The sequence below is a fragment of the Sphingobacteriales bacterium genome (assembly GCA_012517435.1).
Lineage (GTDB): Bacteria > Bacteroidota > Bacteroidia > CAILMK01 > JAAYUY01 > JAAYUY01.
In genome coordinates this window covers 1-4338 of sequence record JAAYUY010000185.1, presented here as the reverse complement: position 1 = coordinate 4338, position 4338 = coordinate 1, and the positions used below count along the sequence as shown (strand labels likewise).

The window sequence follows — 4338 nt, the reverse complement described above, 5'->3', positions numbered from 1 at the left end:
ACTCAAAGAAATAACAGGACAAAGCCGAAACCGCATTTTTGTTTTTGATGATTACCTCAAACTTTTTCAGGTATGAGGTAGAAAAATGGATTTGTTCCTCTGTTACCCGGATAAATAGCAAAGTTTTTAAACAATATTCTTCCGCAAAACAATCAGAAATACCGGAAGAAACAGTACTGACAGACAGAGAGCATGAAAGTTTTATGCTTTGCAGGTGGTGAAAATAAGATTTGTTTATCATTCAATGATTCAGTTTTAATATTTAGGAGAACATATCGCACTTGAAAGTCAATTAATTTGAGTAGGGGATGCCTGATAATAAGCACTCTGAAATTTTTACCTCTTCTTTCCATATGTATTCTGTTAAAGATTAATTTAAAAGCTGAATTAGATACCTTTGCAGTTGGAAATTTGTTGATTTTTCCGGATGAATGTGGACTATGAACATATTAAGCGACAGTTTTATTTTTCTGTAAACAGCCATCTTGGTTTTGCTGCGTGGAAACGTCCGGGAGAGCATACTATTCATGCTATTTATGGTCCTGTCATCAGGAAAGACATTCACACAGTTGAAGAAAATTCATTTGTCATTCATCCGTTCAATCCGGGAAACGGGGTTTGTTGCATCAGGAAAGATAACGTCATGCCTGATAAAAACGGAAAAGCTCAATGGTATGTAAACAACAGTAAATCTTATGATTACAGCAGGGAAGATTTTTATACACTGGTCAATAATGCCTTGGATGAAATTCAACGGCATAAACTCGTAAAAGTTGTTGTTTCCAGACAATCAGGTATGAAGTTGCCGCATAATTTTTGTCCTGTCAGGCTTTTTCTTTCAGCTGCCCAAAAATATTCCCATGCTTTTGTCAGTCTTGTGTCCACTCCGGAATACGGAACATGGCTGGGAGCAACTCCCGAATTGTTTTTTTCAGTGAAAAACAGTACTTTTGAAATACATTCTCTTGCCGGGACCCTGCTTCATGCCGGAAATGAAAATGAAACAATTGTTAAAAAAAATAAATCTGAGCAGGAACGTGTTTCGGAATATCTCAGGGAGTTGTTGTTTCATCTGAAAATTGATTTCAGGGAAAGTCTCCCCGAATATTTTACAGCCGGAGAACTTCGTCATTTCCTCTCCAGATTTACAGGTGAAATAAATAAAGAGCAGATTATCAAACTGTTGGAAGAGCTTCATCCGACTCCCGCCATCGGTGGTCTTCCCAAAAATCCGGCTTTACAATTTCTTTTAAAGAATGAAAAGCACGACCGTCAGCTATTTGGGGGATATCTGGGTTATTTTTCTTCTTATCAGGACTTTTCGTTTTTTGTCAATCTTCGCTGTGTTAAAGTGTTGAAAGACAGACTTCAGTTTTTCGCAGGAGCTGGTATTGTAGAGGGCTCTGTGGCAGAGCTGGAGTGGGATGAGACGGAGAAAAAGATGGATACGCTTCGTAATCTTTTAACACCATGACCAACAGGCCGGAATACTATCTGAAAGTATTTACACAGCTGAGTTATATAGCAAAAAGTTGCGGAGTATGTGCAGCAGTTTTATCACCCGGTTCCAGAAGTGCCGCCATTGCCCTTCCGGTATTCAGGAGCGGCTTGTTTAAGTCTTACGTTATCAATGATGAACGTTCAGCAGCTTATTTTGCCTTGGGTATTGCCCGTTTTCACCAAAAACCCGTTTTGTTGGTTTGTACTTCCGGAACAGCCGTGCTGAATTATTCACCGGCAGTGGCTGAGGCTTTTAACCAACGGCTGCCGCTCATTGTATTGTCTGCCGACAGGCCTCCCGAATGGATTGGCATAGGGGAAAACCAAACCATTTTTCAGCAGGATGTTTTTAAACCCAATATACGATTTAGTTATCACATTGATATTGAATCATATAAAGAAAAAGAGGATGACCTGAAAGATTTTTTAAGCTCAGCCTTTCACTCCTCAGTCTATCCGGTTCCAGGTCCGGTTCATATCAATTTGCCACTACGTGAACCACTTTACAGTAAAGTTTTTAAACTTCCCGAATCTGTTCAAATCAAAAATTACAACCATCCTGAAATCACACAAAGCATTGATATTCAGATTTTTAATAAAATAAATGAATTTCAAAGAATCCTCATTGTCCCGGGAATGTCGGGCTATAATCTTCGTTTGAGAAATATTCTTGAAGTATTTACAAATCGTTACCACATTCCCTTGTTGGCAGACATAACTGCCAATCTTCATGGAATACAAACAGTTGTCCATCATCCTGATTTCATCTTACAGAATGAAAAAAACCGCTTGCAGCTTCGTCCCGGTTTGCTTCTGACTTTTGGGAAATATACCGTTTCCAAAAAAGTGAAAGAGTTTTTAAGGCAAAACAAACCTACCGAACACTGGCACATCGACCCATACAACGAATCAGCTGATACCTATCAGTGTCTGACCCGTACCATTCAGGCAACACCTGAAGATTTTTTTGAATGTATTCTTGAAAATAAGCTTTCACTTTCGTCTCCATCAGATTATCTGAAGTTGTGGAAAGATTTTGAAAATCAATATCATATTGAATATTTACAAAAGCTTGATCATGACGATGAGTTATATCTGGTATCATACATTATGCAGATGATACCAGACGGCAGCGTTTTACATCTGGGCAACAGCATGCCGGTCAGGCTGGCCAATGAATATGGATTTTACAAACAGCCGCAATGTAAGCAAATTCAGGTTTATTCAAACAGGGGAACTTCCGGAATTGACGGTTCTGTCAGTACTGCTTTCGGGTTTAGTTCGCAAAGTGATAAACAAAATTTCCTGATCATTGGTGACCAGAGTTTTATTTACGATTCTAACGCTTTATGGAACAAGTATCTTCCTGATAATCTGAAGATTATTGTCATTAGCAACAAAGGAGGAAATATATTCAGGCGAATGGAAGGCCCTTCCGCACAAGCTGAAATTGAAAGTTATTTTGCCAGTTATGTGCCTGTGGATATTTATGCTTTGGCTAAGTCTTTCCATATTGATTATCATAAACTTGTGTTTGACAGAAATGATTTATCCGTTCTTGAAAAATTTATTAAAGAAAAGGAAAGAACCGCCATTCTTGAGGTTATCATGCCTGATAAAAAAGCTTCAAATTTGTTTTAATCAGTGAATCAGTGGATTTTATATAAAGGTACCTGTTATAGTTTGGACGAATTTATTCGCTGTTTTGAAGCGGAAAACAGTATGGCAGGAGCATCGGCTGACGTACTGAGGTCGTGGTTGGAAAATCAGGACATCTTTACATTAAGCACCTCAGGAAGTACGGGTCAGCCATCACTAATTACATTTTCCCGAAAGCAGTTGGAATACAGTGCGTTACAAACAATTAATTTTTTTGGGCTGACTGCCGGAGATACGCTTTTCCTGTGTTTACCGGTAAAAAAAGTTGCCGGATTTATGATGCTCATCCGTGCATTAACAGGTAAAATGAACATAGTGATGAGTGAACCTTCAGCCTTACCTGAAATTCCGGCCAGGGAAGAAATTCATATTGACCTGGCGGCATTTATTCCTTTTCAGTTGCAGAACCTGATTCAGTCAAAACCAGAAATGATTGAAAAACTGAAAGGGTGCAAAGGTGTGATTGCAGGCGGAAATGCAGTCAACAGCTTTCAGGAAAAACTTTTTGAAAACATGCCGTTTCCTGTTTATGAAACCTATGGAATGACAGAAACCCTGACGCATATTGCCTTGCGGAAGCTGAATCACCCGGGTAAACAAGCATTTTTTACACTTTTACCGGAAGTGGAAATCAGCCTGAATGAAGAAAACTGCCTCATGATCAGGAGTACTGTTACAAACAATAAATGGCTGGAAACCAATGATATTGTAGAGATTTTAGGTAAAAAATCTTTTATCATCAAAGGGCGCAAAGATTTTGTCATAAATTCGGGTGGGATAAAAATCAATCCTGAATTCATTGAACAAAAGATATTTGGTGTTTTGCATGTATTGACAGGTGGGAAAACCTTTTATGTGACAGGGAAAAGGGATGAAAAATACGGTGAGAAAATTTGCCTTGTCATGGAGAGCGATGAACCGGAAGGGGAGTTGAAAGAAAAAATTATAAATACTTGTAATGATCTGCTGGAAAAACACGAAAAGATAAAAGAAATAATTTGTCAGAATGAGATTTCAAGGACAGAGACCGGAAAAATCATCAGGAAGAAGATTTTATAAATCTGAAATATGAAAGACAAAAACAGAAAAATAGCGTTGCTGGAAGGCTGGCTTTCCACAGTCGTCAATACATTTTTGTTTGCAATAAAGCTTTGGGCAGGAATAATGACAGGTTCCATT

4 protein-coding genes are annotated in these 4338 nt (G+C 38.5%); all 4 read left to right on the top strand.

The window, feature by feature from the left end; translation table 11 throughout:
• Positions 1-427 precede the first annotated feature (427 nt).
• Positions 428-1474: a hypothetical protein gene (locus tag GX437_10645; protein ID NLJ08118.1), complete on the top strand. Its 1047-nt coding sequence runs from the start codon at positions 428-430 to the stop codon at positions 1472-1474.
• A complete protein-coding gene (gene menD, locus GX437_10640; protein NLJ08117.1) occupies positions 1471-3141 on the top strand; it encodes a 2-succinyl-5-enolpyruvyl-6-hydroxy-3-cyclohexene-1-carboxylic-acid synthase in 1671 nt (556 codons plus the stop codon). The genes GX437_10645 and menD overlap by 4 nt, the downstream gene beginning before the upstream one ends.
• Before the next feature lie 42 nt (positions 3142-3183).
• Positions 3184-4218 (top strand): AMP-binding protein, encoded by a 1035-nt coding sequence (locus tag GX437_10635; GenBank protein NLJ08116.1) that lies wholly within the window; start codon positions 3184-3186, stop codon positions 4216-4218.
• Between the two features lie 9 nt (positions 4219-4227).
• Positions 4228-4338: cation transporter (locus GX437_10630; GenBank protein ID NLJ08115.1), on the top strand; the 111-nt coding region annotated here is incomplete at its 3' end.